Origin of the sequence: Flavobacterium melibiosi (genome assembly GCF_048158545.1) — a bacterium.
GTDB classification, from domain to species: domain Bacteria; phylum Bacteroidota; class Bacteroidia; order Flavobacteriales; family Flavobacteriaceae; genus Flavobacterium; species Flavobacterium melibiosi.
In genome coordinates, this window is record NZ_JBLNKU010000004.1 from 376,815 (window position 1) to 397,108 (window position 20,294).

General features: G+C 35.2%; 18 protein-coding genes. 4 read left to right on the plus strand and 14 right to left on the minus strand.

What is annotated here, in order from left to right:
• The first annotated feature begins 156 nt into the window (after positions 1–156).
• Positions 157–474: a 2Fe-2S iron-sulfur cluster-binding family protein gene (locus ACM55F_RS07410; RefSeq protein WP_035668621.1), complete on the plus strand. Its 318-nt coding sequence runs from the start codon at positions 157–159 to the stop codon at positions 472–474.
• Between the two features lie 31 nt (positions 475–505).
• On the opposite strand, the gene ACM55F_RS07415 is transcribed toward ACM55F_RS07410, so the two are convergent.
• The 8 genes from ACM55F_RS07415 to ACM55F_RS07450 all read right to left on the minus strand — a co-directional run bounded on the left by ACM55F_RS07415 (position 506) and on the right by ACM55F_RS07450 (position 7,046).
• On the minus strand, positions 506–1,402 hold the full coding sequence (locus tag ACM55F_RS07415; protein ID WP_416853167.1) for a serine/threonine protein phosphatase: 897 nt from the start codon (positions 1,400–1,402) through the stop codon (positions 506–508).
• 81 nt (positions 1,403–1,483) lie between these two features.
• Positions 1,484–2,257 carry an SGNH/GDSL hydrolase family protein gene (locus ACM55F_RS07420; RefSeq protein WP_416853169.1) on the minus strand — a complete coding sequence of 258 codons (774 nt, stop codon included), beginning with the start codon at positions 2,255–2,257 and terminating at the stop codon, positions 1,484–1,486.
• Positions 2,258–2,326: 69 nt separating this feature from the next.
• On the minus strand, positions 2,327–3,109 hold the full coding sequence (locus ACM55F_RS07425; protein WP_416853170.1) for a DUF3050 domain-containing protein: 783 nt from the start codon (positions 3,107–3,109) through the stop codon (positions 2,327–2,329).
• A 91-nt stretch (positions 3,110–3,200) separates the two neighbouring features.
• Complete coding sequence (locus tag ACM55F_RS07430) at positions 3,201–4,379, minus strand: acyl-CoA dehydrogenase family protein (RefSeq protein ID WP_416847771.1); 1,179 nt, start codon at positions 4,377–4,379, stop codon at positions 3,201–3,203.
• 239 nt (positions 4,380–4,618) lie between these two features.
• Positions 4,619–5,326: a tRNA1(Val) (adenine(37)-N6)-methyltransferase gene (locus ACM55F_RS07435; protein ID WP_416853171.1), complete on the minus strand. Its 708-nt coding sequence runs from the start codon at positions 5,324–5,326 to the stop codon at positions 4,619–4,621.
• A 71-nt stretch (positions 5,327–5,397) separates the two neighbouring features.
• Positions 5,398–5,748 carry a four helix bundle protein gene (locus ACM55F_RS07440; protein ID WP_416853173.1) on the minus strand — a complete coding sequence of 117 codons (351 nt, stop codon included), beginning with the start codon at positions 5,746–5,748 and terminating at the stop codon, positions 5,398–5,400.
• A gap of 197 nt (positions 5,749–5,945) precedes the next feature.
• Positions 5,946–6,470, minus strand: coding sequence for a ribosome maturation factor RimM (rimM, locus tag ACM55F_RS07445; RefSeq protein ID WP_143387899.1), 525 nt, complete (start codon positions 6,468–6,470; stop codon positions 5,946–5,948).
• A 15-nt stretch (positions 6,471–6,485) separates the two neighbouring features.
• A complete protein-coding gene (locus tag ACM55F_RS07450; protein ID WP_416853174.1) occupies positions 6,486–7,046 on the minus strand; it encodes a 30S ribosomal protein S16 in 561 nt (186 codons plus the stop codon).
• Positions 7,047–7,245: 199 nt separating this feature from the next.
• Here ACM55F_RS07450 and ACM55F_RS07455 point away from each other — a divergent pair, with 199 nt between their 5' ends.
• Both ACM55F_RS07455 and ACM55F_RS07460 read left to right on the plus strand, forming a co-directional pair.
• The gene (locus ACM55F_RS07455; protein ID WP_416853175.1) at positions 7,246–7,746 is read left to right on the plus strand and encodes a DUF6252 domain-containing protein; all 501 of its coding nucleotides are present in this window, start codon (positions 7,246–7,248) and stop codon (positions 7,744–7,746) included.
• Positions 7,747–7,912: 166 nt separating this feature from the next.
• Entirely contained in the window at positions 7,913–8,275 is a 363-nt protein-coding gene (locus tag ACM55F_RS07460; protein WP_035668600.1) for an RNA recognition motif domain-containing protein, read from the plus strand.
• 109 nt (positions 8,276–8,384) lie between these two features.
• Here the strand turns inward: ACM55F_RS07460 and leuB are convergent, their stop codons facing one another.
• From leuB to leuC, 6 genes are all read right to left on the minus strand, one after another.
• Positions 8,385–9,446, minus strand: coding sequence for a 3-isopropylmalate dehydrogenase (gene leuB / locus ACM55F_RS07465; RefSeq protein ID WP_035668598.1), 1,062 nt, complete (start codon positions 9,444–9,446; stop codon positions 8,385–8,387).
• Between the two features lie 35 nt (positions 9,447–9,481).
• Positions 9,482–11,008, minus strand: a complete 1,527-nt coding sequence (locus ACM55F_RS07470) for an alpha-isopropylmalate synthase regulatory domain-containing protein (protein ID WP_416853176.1) — start codon at positions 11,006–11,008, stop codon at positions 9,482–9,484.
• 129 nt (positions 11,009–11,137) lie between these two features.
• Positions 11,138–11,929: a methyltransferase domain-containing protein gene (locus ACM55F_RS07475; protein ID WP_416853177.1), complete on the minus strand. Its 792-nt coding sequence runs from the start codon at positions 11,927–11,929 to the stop codon at positions 11,138–11,140.
• Positions 11,930–11,960: 31 nt separating this feature from the next.
• A complete protein-coding gene (locus ACM55F_RS07480; RefSeq protein WP_416853178.1) occupies positions 11,961–12,263 on the minus strand; it encodes an antibiotic biosynthesis monooxygenase family protein in 303 nt (100 codons plus the stop codon).
• A 74-nt stretch (positions 12,264–12,337) separates the two neighbouring features.
• The gene (gene leuD, locus ACM55F_RS07485) at positions 12,338–12,934 is read right to left on the minus strand and encodes a 3-isopropylmalate dehydratase small subunit (protein ID WP_039110349.1); all 597 of its coding nucleotides are present in this window, start codon (positions 12,932–12,934) and stop codon (positions 12,338–12,340) included.
• Positions 12,935–13,067: 133 nt separating this feature from the next.
• The gene (gene leuC, locus ACM55F_RS07490) at positions 13,068–14,462 is read right to left on the minus strand and encodes a 3-isopropylmalate dehydratase large subunit (RefSeq protein ID WP_416853179.1); all 1,395 of its coding nucleotides are present in this window, start codon (positions 14,460–14,462) and stop codon (positions 13,068–13,070) included.
• Between the two features lie 665 nt (positions 14,463–15,127).
• On the opposite strand from leuC, the gene dnaE reads away from it, so the two are divergent.
• Positions 15,128–19,672: a DNA polymerase III subunit alpha gene (gene dnaE / locus ACM55F_RS07495; RefSeq protein WP_416853180.1), complete on the plus strand. Its 4,545-nt coding sequence runs from the start codon at positions 15,128–15,130 to the stop codon at positions 19,670–19,672.
• The last annotated feature ends 622 nt before the right edge of the window (positions 19,673–20,294 follow it).

Genomic DNA, 20,294 nt, shown 5'->3' on the forward strand with positions numbered 1-20,294 from the left:
AATGGTCGTTTTTTTTTGAGAGTTATGTGTAGGTGGTAATTTGTGTATTATTAAAATACCTGACAGCCACTGGCTGTCCTCCTCTTAATCTCAAATCTCACGCAATAAATCCGAAAAGATACAATTGATTAACCAACCAATTCCAAATAGTAAAAAATGGATGTATTAATAAAAATTAAAGACAGAGAAGGAGTAGTGCATGAATTACAGGCTCCTACAGATATGGCCATGAACATCATGGAATTATGTAAAGCGTATGAACTTCCTGTAGAGGGAACTTGTGGTGGAATGGCCATGTGTGCTTCTTGTCAATGCTATGTTCTGAATGATGTTGCATTGCCTGAAATGGGCGACGATGAAGAAGCGATGCTCTCTGAAGCGTTCTACGTGAAATCAAACAGTCGTTTGGGCTGTCAAATCCCAATCACCGAAAGCCTCGAAGGATTAGAGCTGGAATTGGCTCCGGAAAATTAATAAAAAAGCGTTTGCCTAGGCAAACGCTTTTTTATTTATAATCTTTTAGATTTGTCGGGCCTTCAAGTACTTCTCTTACAACTTGAAGAATACCATTCTCCTTTGTGTCGATAAACCATTTTATAAGTGTTATCGTTCCATTTACAATTTCAATTCCGGTAATACTTCTAGGATGCACGCAACTTCCGTCGTTGAAGTAAGGTGTCGCGTTCTGACTTGGGTAAGAAAAACTAGGACGGTGTGTATGGCCTACAATGGTAATTTTGCGATTGTTGTTCTCAATCCATTTTTTGATTCGCAGTTCGATTTTTATCCGTTCCACATAATTTTTAGCGGGGCTTGTAGGATCTGATATCCCCCAAATTTGTAACGGTTTCCATAAGATGCGCACCATAAATCTGTTGATTTTCCAGCCTACATAATTCATGAAATCGGCTTGATGACCATGGGTTAAAAATAGTTCCTGCTTGGTCTCCTGATGAACTAAAACGATGGCTTCGTGGCATTGTATACCAGTAAACAAGGGTTCAATTCTGTCGTTTTGTGTGTTTGTATACGTAGTAAGCGTTTTTTCTACATGATCTTTATCTCGAAAAGTCATTTCATGATTACCCCAAATTTTGTGGTATCTATTGGAATCGTGAAATTTCTTTAGCAAAAGATACACGTTTTTGTGTGCTTCGAAAATAGTTTTAAAGAAAATATTCTCCCATAATTCATCCCCGTCACCTAACTCACAATACGCAAAACCATCGTTGTAATATTGGGTCATTGCATGAAAATAGACGTTTCGGTTGCTTGCAAAATCATCAGCAAAACTGTTGTCGCTTCTGTGGCAGTCACTAAAAAGGATAAATTTTGATTGGTCGTCAAAAGGAATTCTTTTGGCTTCTTTGTAAGCTCTTGTTAATCGTTCTTGGGAAGACATTTATTTATTTTAAAAATAAAGATAAAAAAAATAGCCAAGAAAGCTGTTTTTTCCATTGATACTTCCTTTACGGAATTGTTTTTATTTTTGTATGGCTATAGCCGCTTTTGGCAAAATCCGTTTTGCAAATAAAGAATACGCTAATTCCGAAGGGTGCAATCCGTCCTGAGCGACAAGATTGGTATTTGTCAAACCTTCTCTGGTGATATCAGTAATGCTTATAAATTCAATAGTGATATCGCTGCAATATTTTTTTGCGAAAGCGTTATATCCATCAATTTCCATCGAAATCTTCGATTGAATTCCTGATCCTTGACCATAAGGAGTATAGGCATAATCTGGAATAGAAATTACAATGACATTAGCCTTATCTCCTTTTGCAAGAGCAATAGCTTTTGTTACTAATTCAGGAAACTCTTTCTCATATAAAGAAAAAGATCTGTTTTGATATTGATTATTTACCCCAATTAATAACGTGACCAAATCATAATCTGATGCTGGATTTTGTAAATCAATTACCGAGATTAAGTTAGTGGTTGTCCAGCCAGTTTGCGCAATAACTTTTAAAGGATAGGTATTGTTTGGATTTAAATGACTCAGGCTTTTCTTGAGTTGTTCCGGAAATTTGCAGGTTTCACATAAACTTTGTCCAATTGTATAACTGTCCCCAAGAGCTAAATAACTAAAGGTTTGATTTTGTGTTTGTGGGACTGTTATCACTACAGGATTAGTAGTGGTTGCAGGATTTGTAACTATTGGTGCGGAAGTTGTTTTAGGGATTGGACTTTCGCTGCTGCAACTCACGATAAAAAGTAGTAAAAAGAACGCAACTATTATTTTGAATTGATTTTTCATTATTTTGAAATTTGGGATAGGTCATTTCTAAATAATAGTTACGTTTATTGGATGATATTGGTTTTGCGTTTAAGCTAATTCCACATTCATCATTATGGTTTCTTCGATTGCATCCCAAAGTCCGATGCGTTTTTCTAAAGCTAATATCGAAATCTCTTCTACATCTGACCATTTTTGTGCATCAGTTCCACAAAGTTCTGTTATCATTTTCATCGCCATAGGACCATGATCATCAGCGTCTAATTCGATATGTCTTTCGAAATAATAAATTAGCTTGCTCAAATCTTTTTTAGGAAAATTAGTTTGAAAATTTTTCAAAATCTCAGTGAACATACTCGGAATTAAATCCTCTCTTCCAAAGGTAAAAGCAGCAGCTATTTCATGTGATTTTCCTTCTTCGATCACTCTGAAAGTAAAATCTAAAAAGGCTTTGATATTAGGATGTAAGTTGCTTTTTTTAATAGCTACAAATATATTTTTAAGTGAATTTACTTCTAATAAAAATTGTTCAATTCCGGCGGTGTTTGCGCCACAGGCTTTCATAGCTTCAATGTACATTTCATAATGACTTTGACGACGACCATCAATAGTCAAATCTGATTCTTCAGCAAGGACTATTTCGTTTATCAAATATCTGGTTTCCGGATTTTCTGTGGCGAACCAAGGAGTTGTTGTACAAGTTAGTTTGGATTGTAATGCTTTTAATAATGACATAAAGTCCCAAACCGCATACACGTGACTCTCCAGAAAACACTGTAAGTCTTCAATTGTTTTTACTTTTTTGTATAAAGGATGTTGTAACAATAGTTCTTTTTGGGGCTGTATCCTATTGTTGATTGTTTCAATATTCATCGGTGGTATTTTTATGTAAATATAAAAAAGCTTCTTGTTTCCAAGAAGCTTTTTCTATCAATTTTATAAATACTTTAATAGTTGTTTATTACTATTTGAAAGCTGAAATTCCAGTAATGTCCATTCCTGTGATTAGTAAATGAATGTCGTGCGTTCCTTCATACGTGATTACGGATTCCAGATTCATCATGTGACGCATAATGGAATATTCTCCGGTAATTCCCATTCCACCTAGCATTTGTCTGGCTTCGCGAGCAATATGTATTGCCATATCTACATTATTTCTTTTGGCCATAGAGATTTGAGCCGTTGTTGCTCTACCTTCATTTCTTAAAACTCCTAATCTCCAGGTCAATAGTTGTGCTTTGGTGATTTCAGTTATCATTTCTGCTAATTTCTTTTGTTGCAATTGAGTTCCTGCAATAGGTTTGTCAAACTGGATTCTTTCTTTGGCATAACGCAAAGCGGTATCGTAACAGTCCATTGCGGCACCAATAGCACCCCAGGCAATTCCGTAACGTGCTGAATCAAGGCATCCCAGCGGGGCTCCTAATCCAGATTTATTTGGCAATAAATTTTCTTTAGGTACTTTAACATTATCAAAAATCAACTCTCCTGTTGAAGAGGCACGAAGGGACCATTTGTTATGCGTTTCCGGAGTGGTAAAACCGTCCATTCCTCTTTCCACAATTAAACCATGAATCCTTCCTTCTTCATTTTTTGCCCAAACAATAGCAATATCAGCAAATGGTGCATTTGAAATCCACATTTTGGCGCCGTTCAATAGATAATGATCGCCCATGTCTTTAAAGTTTGTAATCATACTTCCTGGATCAGAACCGTAATTGGGTTCCGTTAGTCCAAAGCAACCCATAAACTCACCAGTAGCTAGTTTTGGTAAGTATTTCATGCGTTGTTCTTCGTTTCCGTATTTCCAAATAGGATACATCACTAGAGAAGATTGTACAGATGAGGTAGAACGAACACCAGAATCGCCACGCTCAATTTCCTGCATTATTAAACCATACGAAATTTGGTCTAAACCGGCACCACCATATTCTTCTGGAATATAAGGACCAAAACCACCAATTTCACCCAAACCTTTAATGATTTGTTTTGGGAATTCTGCCTTTTGTGCATATTCTTCTATAATAGGAGAGACTTCACGTTTTACCCATGCACGGGCAGAATCACGTACTAATTTGTGTTCTTCTGTTAGTAAATCGTCTAAATTATAATAATCTGGAGCTTGAAATAAGTCTGGTTTCATGGTTTGGTAATTTTATATGCGACAAATTTACATAAAGAAATATAACAAAAGCATTAACAAATGTTATATTTTTTCATTTTAATTGAAAATGATGAAATTTGCAATCAAATAAGCAGTTTTTCAAAGTGTGATTTTAATGAAAAAATAGCATTGCCTACTAATTTACAATAAAATTGCTAATTGCCGTTTGAAATTTATTTTAAATTAAGGAAGTTGACATATTTGGATAAAATTCAGAATTACATTTTCAGATAAAACGCATTGGTCAATGAAATGTATTCGGGCGTGTAGATATGTCTTGAAGTTTCTATAATTAATTCATCAATAGTAACGATAGCGTTTTCATTTCGGCTAAAAGCCAATAAACTACGTTTGATTTCGGTAATTGGAGTTCCTTTTACACGAGTGATTTTCAAAGGAAATAATTCGTATTCTTTGGCAAGAGCCAAAAAATGTTCTTCTTCTTTAAAAGGAATTATGACAGAAAATATGCCGTTTTCAGAGAGTAGTAAAGCGGCAGCTTCGATTAAATCTTCAAATGGCATCGCATCGGTAAAACGAGCTAAATCGCGCTGTTCATTTTCGGATTTGTAATCTTCAGTATAAAATGGAGGATTCGAAACAATTAAATCATACTCATCTTCTGGTTCTTCTACAAATTCATCCAAGCCGGCATGAAAACAAAATAATCGATCGCTCCAAGGGGAGTTTTCAAAATTGTCTACAGATTGTTCGTACGCTTCTTCGTCGATTTCCAAAGCGTCAATTTGTTGCGCGTTGCTTCTTTGCGCAAGCATTAAAGCGATAACACCTGTTCCGGCTCCAATATCTAAAATACTAAATGGATTGTTTTCAATTGTTGTCCAAGCGCCAAGTAAAACACCGTCGGTCCCAATTTTCATGGCACAACGGTCCTGCTTTACTACAAATTTTTTAAATGAAAACATAATTTAGGATTTAAGGAGATAATGAAAATTCCAAATTCCAACAAAAGGGAGAATTTCAATTTTTGGAATTTCTATTTTGTTGTTTTTGTTATTATTGCAGATAAAATCTTTCTTAATTCTTCGACTTCAAACAGTAAATTTTCTGAATTTTCTTTTAATTCTGGATTTAATTCTTGTAATAACCGAAGCCAATATTTAGATTCTTTAGCTTCTTTTCTGGCTATTTTCAAACGAAATGATAAATCCTTTTCTCCTAGTTTTTCGTTGGCTTCAATGTAATTTGCGCCAACAGAGCCCGAAGATCTTACTAATTGTTTACTATCTTCAATATTTGAAATAGTTTTCGGCAGCTTTTGAACATATATTCTACATTCTCTAGCAAACAAAAAAGTTCGTTCTTCTAAATCGTATGGTTTTTCCATAATAATATCAAATTCCAAAAATAAATAAATTCCAAATTCCAATACTCTAATAAGAAGATAGATTCTTCTAGTTGATTTTGAATTTCAAATTTAGATTAAAATATTCGAATTTCCATTCCTAATATTGGAATTTGGAATTTCAGTATTGGGATTTCCTCTTTGGTTGGAATTTGGAATTTAAAATATTGGAATTTTTCCTAAAGGTACATTTCAATAAGTCCTTCTGGTAAATCCATGATGACTTTTTTGTTTTCTCTGTCAATTTTTACAAGGAAATGGTCGATCATAGGGATAAGGATTTCTACATCACCGTTTAAAACTTCAAAAAGAGGTTGGGCAGTAGTATCATTTATGGATTGAATTTTTCCAACAACACCAAGGCGTTTGTCTTCAACTTCAAAACCAATTACTTCATGGAAGTAAAATTTATTGCCGGTAAGTTTTGGCAACATATTTAAGGGAAGATATATTGCGTTACCTATAATGGCATCGGCATCTTCTTCAGTATTCATATCTTCAAAACGAATTCTAAGAAAATCATTTTTGTGTAGTGAGCTACTTTCAATAAAAAAAGGAACCAAGTGTTTGTTGCATTCAACAAACACTGATTCCAAGTTTTCGTATAACTCAGGTTCGTCCGTATCTAAATAGGCAAGAACTTCCCCTTTGAAACTAAATTTTTTAGCGATTTTACCTAAGTAGAAACAATCTTCTTTACGCATCTTCGCCTTCTAAAATTATGCTTCAGTTGTTTCGTTATTTTCTTCTGCAGCAGGAGCTTCTTCAGCTTCAACTTCAGCAACTTCTTCTTCAACAGCTGGAGTTGCAGCAGCGATAGCGTCAGCTTCTGCTTGAGCAGCTGCAGCTAAACGTTTAGCATTAACATCTTGTTCTGCTTTGAAAGCTTTAGCTTTAGCATCAGCTTGCGCTTTTGTTAAACCTTCTTTTTTAGCATCAACTTTTCCAGATTTTGCTTCTAACCAAGTAGCTAATTTTGCGTCAGCTTGTTCTTGAGTTAAAGCTCCTTTACGGATACCACCGTCAAGGTGATGTTTCAATAAAGCTCCTTTGTAAGAAAGAATTGCTTTTGCAGTATCAGTTGGTTGTGCACCATTGTGCAACCATTTTACTGCACTATCAAGGTTCAAGTCGATAGTTGCTGGGTTTGTATTTGGATTGTAAGTACCGATTTTTTCTAAGTATTTACCATCTCTTTTTGAGCGAGCATCTGCTGCTACAACCCAGTAAAAAGGTTTTCCTTTTTTACCGTGTCTTTGTAATCTAATTTTTACTGACATAATCTTGTGATTAAATTTTGAGGTACTCGACCTCGATTAATTAAGGGTGCAAAGATACATCTTTTATTGATAAATGCTAATCCGAATAGTATTTTAATGATTGGTAATGCGTTAGGATTTATTTGACATGTATTTTTTACTTCTATTTTATATTTTTTAGGTATAATATCATACTTTTGTTTGTTTAAAAGATGCATTTATGAAAAAATATTTTCTTTTTATTGTCGTGATTTTTTCTTTAGTTTCTTGTGAGGAAGATGTTAGGTTTAATAGCCCTTCTTTACAAGGGATGAAAGACAATGTGTTTTGGAGGGCGGTAGAATCTAAAGCAACAATAACTTCGGCTAATGTTTTGTCTATTGAGGCCTACACCAGAGACGAAACACTAACTTTGAAAATTTCGGTACCCACTACTGCAGTTGATCCAGATATCAAAAGTAGTTATATTACTTATTTTTTAGGAACTAGTGAATCTAAAAAAGTGACTTACGCTATTACCGATGCAGCAGGTGTTATAGTTACTTTTTCTACAGGTTTTGGTATAGGAGATGGTCAAATTGTAATCACTGAATATGATACTGTGAATAATACGGTTAGCGGAACGTTTAAATTTAATGCAGAAAATACTGACAATAATCCATTAGCTGGAGCTGTTGTGAATTTTCAGCAAGGTGTTTTTTATAAAGTACCCATAAGGTAATCTGTTCAGTAAATTAAGGTAATGTATAATCTTGAAAATGTTCTGGAAGTTACTTTGAAGTTTTTTTTATATTCTTTTAAAAAAAATAAAAATCATAAATAAGCTAATATATAGTAGATTAGAATAAAATAAGATTACATTTGTTCTATTATTTAAATAAGTACATATGAATATTTTTGTTGGAAGTCTTCCATTCAGTATTGAGGAAGCAGATTTAAGAGAGTCTTTCGAGGCTTACGGAGCAGTTGATTCAGTTAAAATCATCACTGATAAATTTACTGGAAGAAGTAAAGGATTCGGTTTTGTTGAAATGACAAATGATGACGAAGCTCAAAAAGCAATTGATGAATTGAACGGAGCTACTGTTCAAGGACGTGCAATTGTAGTAAACAAATCTGAGCCAAAACCAGAAGGTGAAAGAAGAAGTTTTAACAATAACAGTCGTGGTGGAGATTCACGCGGTGGTTATGGTGGTGGAAACAGCCGTGGTGGAGATAACCGTGGTGGTGGAAACAGAGGAGGATATTAATATTTTTTTCTACAATATAAAAAAAGGTGTCAATTTATTGACACCTTTTTTGTTTGGTAGATATTCTGTAGAAATGCAACGCATTGCATTTCTACAGAATTATATTGTTTTACAAATTTGCAACTAACCAGTCGCCAACTTCACTAGTTTTATACGCTTTTGCATCTTTTCCAGCTAAATCCTCTGTTACAATTCCTTGTTCCAATGATTTGTTTACTACTGCTCTAATCGCTTCTGCTTCTTCTTTTAATCCAAAAGCATCTTCAAACATCATTGCAGCAGATAATACTGTCGCTAATGGATTGGCAATATTTAAACCTGTCGCCTGTGGGTAAGAACCATGAATAGGTTCGTACAATGAAGTATGTTCTCCTACTGATGCTGATGGCATTAATCCCATAGAACCAGAAATTACAGAAGCTTCATCCGTTAATATATCTCCAAATAAGTTTTCGGTAATCAAGACGTCATAAGAATTTGGCCATTGAACTAAACGCATCGCTACGGCATCAACGAATTCATAACTTACCGTTACTTCAGGATATTCTTTTTCCATAGCTTGTACAGTTTCTCTCCATAAACGAGAAGTTTCCAATACGTTTGCTTTATCAACACAACATAATTTTTTTGAACGTGTCATGGCAAGTTCAAAACCTTTTTTAGCTAAACGTTTTACTTCAGCTCTTGTGTACGTACAAGTGTCAAAAGCAGTTTCGCCATCGTCTTTTCTTCCTTTTTCACCAAAATAGATTCCTCCAGTAAGTTCTCTAAGGAAAATTAAGTCAGTTCCTTCAATACGTTCTCTTTTTAAAGGAGAGTTGTCAATCAAAGAAGGGAAAGTAAATGTAGGACGTACATTAGCAAATAAGCCTAATTTTTTGCGCATCAACAATAAACCTTGTTCTGGTCTAACTGGAGCACTTGGGTCATTGTCGTATTTTGGGTGTCCGATAGCTCCGAATAGAACCGCATCAGCAGCCATACAAATTTCATGCGTTTCATCAGGATAAGGAACTCCAACAGCATCAATAGCACAAGCTCCTGTAAGAGCTGGAGTCCAATTGATTTCGTGGTTAAATTTTTTTGCAATAGCATCAGAAACTTTTACGGCTTCATTGATTACTTCTGGTCCAATTCCGTCTCCGGCTAAAAGAGCTATGTTAAATTTCATTAGGTAAGTTTTATATTAATATTGTTTTTTATTTGTTATTGGGCTGTAACCACATTCAACATCTTTTGCGTAGCAATGATTGCGGCAACTGTTTGGTCTGAATCTAATCCTCTTGTTTTAAATTCTTTTCCATGATTAGTCCATGTAATTATGGTTTCGCATAATGCATCAGAGCTGCTTCCTGGAGGAATTCGCACAGCATAGTCAATCAATTTAGGCAATTCCATTTTTTTACTTTTATAAATTTTTGCTAAAGCATTCATAAAAGCATCAAATTGTCCATCACCTTGAGCATGCTCTTCGATTACTTCTCCATCTATTTTTAAACAGATCGTAGTAGAAGGTCGCATTCCTTTGGCATGAACCAATACATAGGATTCCACTACAATTTTCTCTTCATAAGTCTGGCTGTCTAAAACATCAGAAATAATATAAGGTAAGTCTTCTTTGGTAACGGTCTCTTTTTTGTCGCCTAATTCAATAATGCGTTGGGTAACTAATTTTAGATCTTCGGGATTTAATTTCAACCCTAATTCCTGAAGGTTTTTTTCAATATTGGCTTTGCCTGATGTTTTTCCTAATGCATATTTTCGTTTTCTTCCAAAGCGTTCCGGGAGCAAATCATTAAAATATAAATTATTTTTGTTGTCTCCATCGGCATGTATACCTGCTGTTTGGGTGAACACATTGTCTCCAACAATAGGTTTGTTAGCAGGGATTCTATATCCTGTGAAAGTTTCTACCAATTTACTCACAGAATACAATGAAGATTCTTTTACACTGATTTTTATTTCTGGTAAAAAGTCATTGATTACAGCAACGGTGCTTTCAAGCGGTGCATTTCCAGCACGTTCTCCCATTCCGTTTACCGTTACGTGAAGTCCTTGAATGCCTGCTTTTACAGCCTCCATTACATTAGCGATACTTAAATCGTAGTCGTTGTGTGCATGAAAATCAAAATGGGTATTTGGGTAGCGCGCTATGATTTTCGAAATGAATTCAAAAGTTTCAGAAGGGATTAAAACGCCTAAAGTGTCTGGTAATAAGACTCTTTTGATCGGTTGTTTGGTCAAAAAGTCTAAATATTGAAACACATATTCGGGTGAGTTACGCATTCCGTTACTCCAATCTTCAAGATAGACATTGGTTTCAATATTATTTTCTTGAGCTAATGCAATGGCTTGAGCAATTTCGGTGAAATGTTGTTCAGGAGTTTTCTTTAGTTGATGCGTTAAATGGTTGAGGGATCCTTTGGTTAGTAAATTCTGGACTTTAGCTCCAGTCTTTTTCATCCAGTCTATTGAAAGTCCACCGTCAACAAATGTTAAAACTTCGATTCGGTTAGAATACTCTTTCTCATTTGCCCAAGTCATTATGCCTTTTACTCCTTGAAATTCGCCTTCGCTTACGCGTGCCGAAGCAATTTCGATTCTATCAATATTTAATTCTTCCAGCAACAATTGTGCAATGGTTAGTTTTTCTGCAGCAGAAAATGATACTCCCGAGGTTTGTTCACCATCACGGAGCGTCGTATCCATTATTTCAATTTTTCTTTTTGTCATATCGATTAAAATAAGTTGTAACAGTTTAAACTGTTGGTATTATTAAAAAACAAATTGCAAATACTAATTCAGGTATTGGCACTGTTTTATTTTTACTATTTGTAAATGTCTGTATAGAAAGAAATGTTGTTATATTTTCCCTCGTACTTCATTTAATTTCATTGTCATAGAAATTGCTAAAGTTCCAATCCAATTATCGTATTCTTCAATTGCTTTTAATCGCAATTCGTTATTTAAATAACCTTCCTCAACCATTTGTTTTGAGCCAGCTACTTTCGACCAAATTCCCATTTTAGATTTATAATCCGATATTTCTTGATTATAATGTTCATCTGAATTTATTTTTTCAATAGAATGAAATCCTACTTCTTCTAATAAATTAGGTAAGTCATCTGCAATTTCATTGTTCATTCCAGCATCTTGTCTCCATTTCAAAAAGGTTTTGTAAAACTCTTGCATGCTTTCTGGTGGCAACGGATTCCAATTTAGATTGGTATGATTGTAATCAAGAATTGAAATTTGACCATCAGGTTTTAACATTGATTTCATTTTAATCAAAGCCTCTTTTGGATTACTCAACCATTGTAAAGTTCTCGCTGAAACAATTAAATCATATTTTTCGTCTGAATTATATTCGAATAAATCAACTGAGATTAGTTCTAAATTGACAACGGACCGGTACGTTTCTTGACCACTTAAAATAAAATTTTCAGTATTGTCAATTCCGGTAACTTTTCCGTTTTCTCCAACAATATTGGCAATATCTTTCGAGATAGCACCAGTTCCACAACCAACATCCAAAATATTCATTCCGGGCTTCAATATTTGAGTTAGATGTCTGTAGTCATTTGCCAGGCTTCTATTGTCAAATATCTTTGAGGCTTGTTGTCCGTCTCTTTGAATGTGTTTGTTAATTGCCATTATATAAATAAATTGTGTTACTTGGAAATTATTATTTTTTATTTTCCAATATCATCTCAAAATGTTCTACAACCGGGAAAGGGTCATAATAATGGTGAAGTAATTTTTTCCATTCTAAATACTGCTTGGATTCTCTGAAACCAATTGTATGATCTTCGATTTTTTCCCAATCAACAAGCAGGATGTATTTATTTTCCTGTTCAATACATTTTCTTAAACTATGGCCAACATATCCATTTATTGAGCTTATATGTTGTCCTGCAATTTCAAAATCTTTCTCAAACAGTAATTCTTCTCCTTTTTTTACATAAAGAATGGCAACTTCTAAAATCATATCTAATTTTTATTTATAGACCCGACAGGTTTTTTAAAATCTGTCGGGTCTCTTAACTAAATGGGATTTGATTTCTAGTAAGGAAGCTTATTGGCAAACCCAACAATTTCTTCTTTGATGTTTTGTAAATAATCAATATCATCAAAACCGTTAACCATATTGTCTTTTTTGTATCCGGAGATATCAAAAGATTCTTTTTGACCAGTTGCTTTTAGCGTAATGGTTTGTTCCGGAAGATTTATTTCCAATTCTGTTTTTGGATCAGCTTCAATAGCATTGAAGATTGTTTCAGCAAATTCCGGACTAACTTGTACGGGTAAAACACCAATGTTTAAGCAATTTCCTTTGAAGATGTCTGCGAAGAAACTGGAAACAACAGCACGGAATCCGTAATCGTAAACTGCCCAAGCTGCGTGCTCTCTTGAAGAACCCGAACCAAAGTTTTTCCCGCCTACTAATATTTTTCCACTGTAAGTTGCGTCATTCAATACGAAATCTGCTTTTGGAGTATTATCTCCATTGTATCTCCAGTCTCTGAAAAGATTGTCTCCAAAAGCTTCCCGTTTGGTAGCTTTCAAGAAACGCGCTGGGATAATTTGATCGGTATCCACATTTTCTATTGGTAGTGGCACTGCACTACTCGTAAGGATGTTAAATTTATCGTATGCCATTGTGATTTATGATTTTAGATTTAGGATTTTAGATTTCAGATTTTCCCTTTGAAAAATTGAATTTTAAAATCCTAAAACCTTTTTATTTTAATTTTCTTTTGATATTGTTATTGCCATTGAAATTGACATTCAACTAGAATAAATCTCTAGGATCTGTTAGTTTTCCTGTAACTGCTGCTGCAGCGGCCATAATTGGACTTGCCAATAATGTTCTTGAACCAGGACCTTGACGACCTTCGAAGTTTCTGTTTGAAGTACTTACTGCATATTTTCCTGCAGGTACTTTGTCATCATTCATCGCTAAACAAGCGGAACAACCTGGCTGACGCAATACAAAACCAGCTTCAGTAAGAATGTCCAAAAGACCTTCTTCTTTAATCTGAGCTTCTACTACGTGAGAACCTGGAACTAACCAAGCCGTAACATTATCTGCTTTTTTTCTTCCTTTTACAATTGCTGTAAAAGCTCTGAAATCTTCAATTCTACCATTAGTACAGCTTCCAAGGAAAACAAAATCAATTGGTTTACCAATCATTACGTCGTTTTCTTCAAAGCCCATGTAAGCCAAAGATTTTTTATACGTTTCCTCGCCACCTTCTACTTGGTTGGCATTTGGAATATTTTTTGAGATACCAATTCCCATTCCAGGATTCGTACCATAAGTAATCATTGGTTCAATATCTGCAGCATTGATGTTTAATTCTGCATCAAAAATTGCATCAGCATCTGTTTTTAACGTTTTCCAATATTCAACTGCTTTTGTCCAAGCTTCACCTTTTGGAGCGTATAATCTTCCTTCTAAGAAATCAAATGTTTTTTGGTCAGGAGCAATCATACCACCACGAGCACCCATTTCGATACTCAAGTTACAAACGGTCATACGGCCTTCCATAGACATGTTTTCAAAAACATCTCCAGCATATTCTGCAAAATATCCCGTACCTCCAGAAGTAGTTAATTGAGAAATAATATAAAGTGCAACGTCTTTTGGACCAACACCTTTGCTCAATTCACCATTTACGTTGATACGCATTTTCTTTGGTTTCGGTTGCATGATACATTGAGTAGCCATGACCATTTCAACCTCAGAAGTTCCGATACCAAAAGCAATAGCACCAAAAGCACCATGCGTAGAAGTGTGTGAATCTCCACAAACAATAGTTGCACCAGGTAAAGTAATTCCGTTTTCAGGACCTACTACGTGTACGATTCCATTTTTTTGGTGACCTAATCCCCAGTGAGAAATACCATATTCTGCTGCGTTGTCTTCCAATGCTTTTAGTTGATTGGCAGATAAAGCATCAGCAACAGGCAAGTGTTGGTTTATTGTTGGTGTATTGTGATCGGCAGTTGCAAAAGTGCGTTCTGGGTATAAAACCGAAATCCCTCTTTCTTTTAAACCTAAAAAAGCTACAGGACTAGTAACTTCATGGATGAAATGACGGTCAATAAAAAACACATCTGGTCCATCTTCAATTTTACGCACAACATGCGAATCCCATACTTTGTCAAATAATGTAGTACTCATTTTAAATATTTTTTAAGTGTATTTCTTTTTTTACAACCAAATTTTTTACATAAAGTTGTAACAATGGGAACAAATTTAAAAAAAGAAATAAGGTTGTCAATTTTAATATTTCATTATATACGATACCCAAACTGTTTTTACAACACCTTACCTCTTCTGTTATAGGTTTGTAGTTTGAATGTCTTCTTTTTATTTTGATATTAAATTTCTTTTTAAAGCTATTTTTATTTTAAATAGGTCCAATTTGATAATTTGCAAATTTATCGCTATTTTGGTGTAAATGAGGGTTTTTTGATTCAAAAAATATAACAAAACGAATTAAAATAGTAATAATTAACAAAATTAGCCCCGTGTTTTATTTTCTGTAGAGTGCTTTTTTTGTGCTTTTTACATAAGTAAAGCAGTATTTTTTTTGGACTTTTATTTAAATTTGTTTTGGCGAAATACTACGACATCCAAAAAACACACAGTGCGTTTATTTTTCTTTTTAATGAGGCATTATGGAGTGATTTTGTCCTAAAAGATGAAGTAATTCGTAGGGTGATTCTTAACGATTATTTTGAATTTTTTTGTTCTGATTTAGGTGTTATTCTAGCTAAAAAAATCCTAAATTTGAAATTCATTTTTTGTGATTTTAAAGAATTACAAACACTTCAATTCCAGCTATGTACTTAATATTCGATACGGAAACTACAGGATTACCAAAGCGTTGGGGCGCTCCCATTTCAGATACGGATAACTGGCCACGTTGCATTCAGATCGCTTGGCAGCTGCATGACGATATGGGTAAACTCGTCGAGCATCAGGATTATTTGGTAAAGCCCGAAGGTTTTAATATCCCGTATGATGCGGAACGAATTCACGGTATTTCTACAGAATTGGCGGAAGCCGATGGAATCTCCTTGGCAGAAGTTTTAGAAAAATTCAATATCGCTTTAGGCAAAGCCAAATTTATTGTAGGTCAGAATTTAGGTTTTGATATCAATATCATGGGTTGTGAATTTTATAGAATGGGGGTCGAAAGCCAAATGAGTTCCATGCCTATTCTAGATACGTGTACTGAAGTTACCGCTTCCTTATTGCGGTTGCCGGGTGGTCGAGGAGGGAAATTCAAATTACCAACTTTAACCGAATTACACTCTTATCTTTTTAATAAACCCTTCGGTGAAGCGCACAATGCCACTGCCGATGTGGAGGCAACCACGCGTTGTTTCTTGGAATTAATTCGTCGTGATGTTTTCACTAAAGAAGAACTCGATGTTGAAATTGGCTATTTTAAAGATTTTCAAAATAAGAATCCACATGAGATTCAGCTTATAGGATTAAAGCATATCAATCTTAAAGAAGCGTCTGATAAAATTCGCCAGCAGTTTGGAGAAAAACAAGCACCGGCAGTTTCAAGAGAAGAGCTTTCTGAGAATAAAAAGGTACTTGTCGATACGCCTTTCGTGCATTTGCACAATCATACCCAATTTTCAGTGTTGCAATCTACCATAAGTATTGCAGCATTAGTAAAAGCGGCGGCACAACAAAAAATGCCTGCAGTTGCCATGACGGATCATGCAAATTTGATGGGTGCTTTTCATTTTGTTCGCGATATTTTATACCATAATAAAGCCGCTGAAACGAAGAATAAAGTCGCTGTCGCAAATGGGGAAGAACCTACCGAAGTTCCGATGAAGCCGATTGTAGGTTGCGAGTTTTTTGTTTGTGAAGACCATAACAATAAGTCAGTAAAAGACAATGGGTACCAAATAGTGCTTTTGGCGAAGACCAAAAAAGGGTATCATAATTTGGCTAAAATGTCTTCCATCGCTTATACCGAAGGATTTTATTATGTGCCAAGAATCGACAGGAAAGTCATTCAGGAATTCAAAGAAGATATTATTGTTTTGTCTGGAAACTTGTATGGTGAAATCCCAAATAAGATTTTAAATATTGGTGAAAACCAAGCTGAGGAGGCCTTACTTTGGTGGAAAAACGAGTTCAAGGAAGATTTTTATATTGAGGTGATGCGCCACAATCAGGAAGATGAGAATCGGGTGAATGCATCTTTGATTTCATTGGCAAGAAAGCATGATGTCAAGATTATAGCGACGAACAATACCTTTTATATAGACAAGGAAAATTCGAATGCACACGATATTTTACTTTGTGTGCGTGACGGTGAAAAACAAACTACGCCTATAGGTCGTGGTCGTGGGTATCGTTATGGATTGCCCAATCAGGAATACTATTTCAAGTCGGGAGACGAAATGAAACAGCTTTTTGCAAATTTACCGGAAGCGATTTCGAATATTTCTGAGATTGTGGATAAAATTGAAATTTTTGATTTGGCTCGTGAAGTTTTACTTCCAAAATTTGAGATTCCTGTTGAATTTAATAATCCCGAAGATGCAGTTGATGGTGGAGTACGAGGTGAAAATGCGTATTTAAGGCATTTGACTTTTGAAGGAGCTAATCGAAGATATCCTGAAATTACCGAAGAAATTCAGGAACGACTGGATTTTGAATTATTGACGATTTCCAATTCCGGTTATCCGGGATATTTTCTGATTGTACAGGATTTAATTGCCGAGGCAAGAAGTATGGGCGTTTCTGTAGGTCCTGGTCGGGGATCTGCGGCGGGATCTGTGGTGGCGTATTGTTTGAAAATTACCAATATTGACCCGTTAATGTACAACCTGCTTTTTGAGCGTTTCTTGAATCCGGATCGTGTGTCACTACCCGATATTGATATCGATTTTGATGATGAGGGACGAAGCAGCGTAATGGATTATGTGATTCGAAAATACGGTTCGAAACAAGTAGCACAAATTATCACCTATGGTAAAATGGCGACAAAATCAGCCATTCGAGATACCGCCCGTGTTTTGGATTTACCTTTATTCGAAGCCGATAAAATTGCGAAATTGATTCCGGGTATGATGCCGTCCAAGTGGAATTTAGCACGTTTCTTGAATGAAAAAGAAGATGTAATTAAGAAGGCCGTTCGTCCAGAGGAATACGATAAAATAAAAGAATTAATAGGTCTTGCTAATGAAAGCGATTTGGGAGGGGAAACCATTCAGCAAGCTAAAGTTTTAGAAGGAAATCTAAGGAATACTGGGATTCACGCTTGTGGAGTGATTATTACGCCAAGTGATATTACGAATTTTGTTCCTGTGGCTACCGCCAAAGATTCCGATTTGTATGTTACCCAATTTGATAACTCGGTAGTAGAAAGTGCCGGTTTGTTGAAGATGGACTTCTTGGGTTTGAAAACCCTGACTCTGATAAAAGATACCGTAAAATTAGTAAAATACAGAACTGGAATTGACCTCAATCCCGATGAATTCCCAATTGATGATTTGAAGACGTATGAGCTTTTTCAGAGAGGAGAAACGGTAGGGATTTTTCAATATGAGAGTCCCGGAATGCAGAAATATATGAAGGAATTAAAACCGACAGTGTTTCCCGATTTGATTGCCATGAATGCCTTGTATCGTCCGGGACCAATTGCCTATATCCCGAGTTTCGTCAAGCGAAAAAATGGTGAGGAGGAAATTATTTATGACCTTGATGCGTGTGAAGAATTACTAAAAGATACGTACGGAATTACTGTTTACCAAGAACAAGTAATGCTTTTGTCCCAAAAACTGGCGGATTTCTCCAAAGGTGATGCCGACGTTTTGCGTAAAGCGATGGGAAAAAAACAAAAAGATGTTTTGGATAAAATGAAACCCAAATTTATCAATCAGGCTGTCGCCAAAGGTCATGCCGAAGATAAACTGGAGAAAATCTGGAAAGACTGGGAAGCCTTTGCAGAATACGCGTTTAATAAATCGCACTCGACTTGCTATGCTTGGATTGCCTATCAAACAGCTTATTTGAAAGCCAATTATCCAGCAGAATATATGGCGGCTGTGCTTTCGAATAACATGAGCGATATCAAGCAGGTTTCTTTCTTTATGGAAGAATGCAAGCGTATGGGATTGCAGGTTTTAGGGCCCGATGTGAATGAGTCGTTTTATAAATTTACCGTGAATGATAATTATGCGGTGCGTTTTGGAATGGGGGCTGTAAAAGGTGTTGGTTCTGGTGCTGTGGCTACGATTGTTGAGAATAGAAAAGACGGAAGATATAAATCGATTTTTGATTTGACTAAACGTATCGATTTACGTGCAGCGAATAAAAAAGCATTAGAGAATTTGGTTTTGGCTGGAGGTTTTGATTCGTTTTTAGGAACAACGAGAGCACAATATTTTCATGATGATGGTGATGGAATTACCTTTTATGAGAAAGCGATTCGCTATGGATCGAAGTTTCAGGAAAATGAAAATTCGTCGCAAGTGAGTTTGTTTGGCGATACCAGCGAAGTACAAATTGCAGAACCGATTGTGCCTCCTTGTGAGGATTGGAGTACGATGGAAAAACTCGCCAAAGAGAAGGAGGTTGTTGGGATCTACATCTCGGGACATCCGCTCGACGATTACAAATTTGAAATGAAACATTTTTGTAATGCCAAGTTAGAAGCATTAAAGAATATGGAACTTCATGTTAGTAAAAGTCTAACTTTTGGGGGAATTATTAATAATGTACAGCACCGTGTGGCTAAAAATGGAAAAGGTTGGGGCATGTTTACATTAGAAGGGTATGATGAAAGTTATGAGTTTCGAATTTTTGGGGAGGAGTATTTAAAGTTCCGCCATTTCTTTATTCAAAATAATTTCACTTTTATGAAAGTAATGGTGAAAGAAGGCTGGACAGACCGGGATACCGGGAAAAAAGGAGAGCCAAGATTACAATTTGTGGAGGTAAAGCAATTGCAAGATGTGTTAGAAACCTTCGCTAAAAAATTAGTTTTGCTATTAAATATTAAGGATTTAGAAAATGATTTTATCCATAAATTAAGCCATCTTTTTCAAGAGAATAAAGGAGATAATACGGTGTCTTTTGAAATTATGGAATTGGAAAAAACGAAACGACTCGTTGCTGTTGCTCCTGTTGAAATAGAAAATGAAGAGGTAGCTTTTAACGATGAAAATGAAGATTTTGAAATGGAAGCTCTCGAAATTCCAGAGACAAATTCCGAAGCTAAAGTAGAAGAAGTCGAAGAAATTAAGGTTGTGACCAAGTTAACGATGCCGAGCAGAAAATTGAAAATTAAAATCTCAAATGAATTGCTGTTGGAGTTAGAGAAAATGCAGATTAACTTTAAGTTGAATTAAGATTTAAAGCAATTAATGATTCAATTGATATGAATTTATTTATGTCAGTACGTTCGTTTTTAGTATAACAATTTTTCGATTCTTTGGAAAGATTTGAATTAATAACAACTCAAACAGATGTTTGATATGTTGTTGTTTAAAGTGGCTATCACTAAACATTATGGGAATTCTACTAAAGTTATCATGAAGAATTAGGCTATAAAAAATAATTGAGATGATGAAGATAAAGATTCTGTAATTCCATATCGAAACAGAAAATTTTATGAGAAATTAACAAAAGTTATATATTTTTATGTAATTTTGCATCAATAATACCAGCCACGCTTCCCATTTGAACAGCGCACCCGGGCTGGTTTTCGATTTTATAAACTTGTTATATGAAATATAATAAACTGCCAGTTGCTATTCCTGACCAGATTGAAATGCTTAAAAAACGAGGATTGATTTTTAATAATGAGAGTAAGGCAGCGCATTATTTGTCTAATATAAGTTATTATAGGTTAAGAACCCGTTGGGTGTAATTATTTGAAGTAAAATAAACGGATTAGATATTGGTCAAGATACTGAATTTCAGTATCTTGATGTCGCCAAACAAACCAATATCTATGTCAAATATAGTGAA

Coding starts and splice junctions, on each gene's coding strand:
- ACM55F_RS07410 (WP_035668621.1), top strand. CDS start 157: ATGGATGTATTAATAAAAATTAAAGACAGAGAAGGAGTAGTGCATGAA.
- ACM55F_RS07415 (WP_416853167.1), bottom strand. CDS start 1,402: ATGTCTTCCCAAGAACGATTAACAAGAGCTTACAAAGAAGCCAAAAGA.
- ACM55F_RS07420 (WP_416853169.1), bottom strand. CDS start 2,257: ATGAAAAATCAATTCAAAATAATAGTTGCGTTCTTTTTACTACTTTTT.
- ACM55F_RS07425 (WP_416853170.1), bottom strand. CDS start 3,109: ATGAATATTGAAACAATCAACAATAGGATACAGCCCCAAAAAGAACTA.
- ACM55F_RS07430 (WP_416847771.1), bottom strand. CDS start 4,379: ATGAAACCAGACTTATTTCAAGCTCCAGATTATTATAATTTAGACGAT.
- ACM55F_RS07435 (WP_416853171.1), bottom strand. CDS start 5,326: ATGTTTTCATTTAAAAAATTTGTAGTAAAGCAGGACCGTTGTGCCATG.
- ACM55F_RS07440 (WP_416853173.1), bottom strand. CDS start 5,748: ATGGAAAAACCATACGATTTAGAAGAACGAACTTTTTTGTTTGCTAGA.
- rimM (WP_143387899.1), bottom strand. CDS start 6,470: ATGCGTAAAGAAGATTGTTTCTACTTAGGTAAAATCGCTAAAAAATTT.
- ACM55F_RS07450 (WP_416853174.1), bottom strand. CDS start 7,046: ATGTCAGTAAAAATTAGATTACAAAGACACGGTAAAAAAGGAAAACCT.
- ACM55F_RS07455 (WP_416853175.1), top strand. CDS start 7,246: ATGAAAAAATATTTTCTTTTTATTGTCGTGATTTTTTCTTTAGTTTCT.
- ACM55F_RS07460 (WP_035668600.1), top strand. CDS start 7,913: ATGAATATTTTTGTTGGAAGTCTTCCATTCAGTATTGAGGAAGCAGAT.
- leuB (WP_035668598.1), bottom strand. CDS start 9,446: ATGAAATTTAACATAGCTCTTTTAGCCGGAGACGGAATTGGACCAGAA.
- ACM55F_RS07470 (WP_416853176.1), bottom strand. CDS start 11,008: ATGACAAAAAGAAAAATTGAAATAATGGATACGACGCTCCGTGATGGT.
- ACM55F_RS07475 (WP_416853177.1), bottom strand. CDS start 11,929: ATGGCAATTAACAAACACATTCAAAGAGACGGACAACAAGCCTCAAAG.
- ACM55F_RS07480 (WP_416853178.1), bottom strand. CDS start 12,263: ATGATTTTAGAAGTTGCCATTCTTTATGTAAAAAAAGGAGAAGAATTA.
- leuD (WP_039110349.1), bottom strand. CDS start 12,934: ATGGCATACGATAAATTTAACATCCTTACGAGTAGTGCAGTGCCACTA.
- leuC (WP_416853179.1), bottom strand. CDS start 14,462: ATGAGTACTACATTATTTGACAAAGTATGGGATTCGCATGTTGTGCGT.
- dnaE (WP_416853180.1), top strand. CDS start 15,128: ATGTACTTAATATTCGATACGGAAACTACAGGATTACCAAAGCGTTGG.